This is a genomic window from Methylocystis silviterrae, from assembly GCF_013350005.1.
Taxonomy (GTDB): Bacteria; Pseudomonadota; Alphaproteobacteria; order Rhizobiales; family Beijerinckiaceae; genus Methylocystis; species Methylocystis silviterrae.
Window position 1 is genome coordinate 1 of the sequence record NZ_JABVWW010000057.1, and the last position, 1,004, is coordinate 1,004.

At 62.9% G+C, this 1,004-nt stretch carries 1 pseudogene; it reads left to right on the top strand.

Features of this window, described 5'->3' with window-relative positions:
• Positions 1–717: pseudogene (locus tag HUN39_RS18925) on the top strand (ATP-dependent zinc metalloprotease FtsH); the annotation flags it as partial.
• Between the last annotated feature and the right edge of the window lie 287 nt (positions 718–1,004).

A 1,004-nucleotide genomic window follows, 5' to 3' on the forward strand; every position in this document is an offset into this window, starting at 1 on the left:
GCCGAGCGGCGCACGCTGGTGATGACGGATGAGGAGAAGAAGCTCACCGCCTATCACGAAGGCGGCCATGCGCTGGTACAGCTTTCGGTTCCCGGCGCGATGCCGATCCACAAGGCGACGATCATTCCGCGCGGCAGAGCGCTCGGCATGGTGCAGGGCCTTCCCGAGCGCGATCAGGTCTCGCAGACATACGAGCAGCTGACCGCGATGCTCGCCATCGCCATGGGCGGACGCGTCGCCGAGGAAATGATCTTCGGCCATGACAAGGTGACGTCGGGAGCAGCCTCGGACATCCAGCAATGCACCCGTGTGGCGCGTGCGATGGTCACCCAGCTCGGCTTCTCGGACAAGCTCGGCACCGTCGCCTACGCCAATCCCGAGCAAGAGCAGTTCCTCGGATATTCCCTCGGGCGTCAGCAGACGATTTCCGAGGCGACGCAACAGACGATCGACGCCGAGGTGCGCCGATTGGTGCAGGAAGCCTATGACGAGGCGATGCGCATCCTGTCGGAAAAGCGCAGCCACCTCGACACGCTCGCCAATGCGCTTCTCGAATTCGAGACGCTGTCCGGCGACGAGATGAAGGGCCTGCTCGTCGGCAAGCGGCCGGTGCGCGAAGAATCGTCGCCAACGCAGCCGCCGCGCGGCTCGGCGGTGCCGACGACGGGGCAGAAGCCAGAGCCCGACGTCGGCGGCCTGGAGCCTCAGCCGGTCTAGACTGTGGCGATCGAAAACAAAGGCCCGGCGTCAGCGCCGGGCTTTTTTTTACGACGCGAGAGGATTTGACTTTGCGATTTCGAGCTTCTGCGCGTGGCCAGTTCTGCGTCGTTCTTGGCGACAAAGTCACTGTTTCGACGCGCCGTAACACGCAAAATGCGTCAGCCTCGAAGAGCGTCTCTTCGAGCCAAATTCCATGGAGGAGTCACAATGAGCTCAACGACTGACACAGCAGCCCGCGCTGCTGCTGGCACGGAAGCTGTAGTAGACCTGAAGGGCATGTGGAT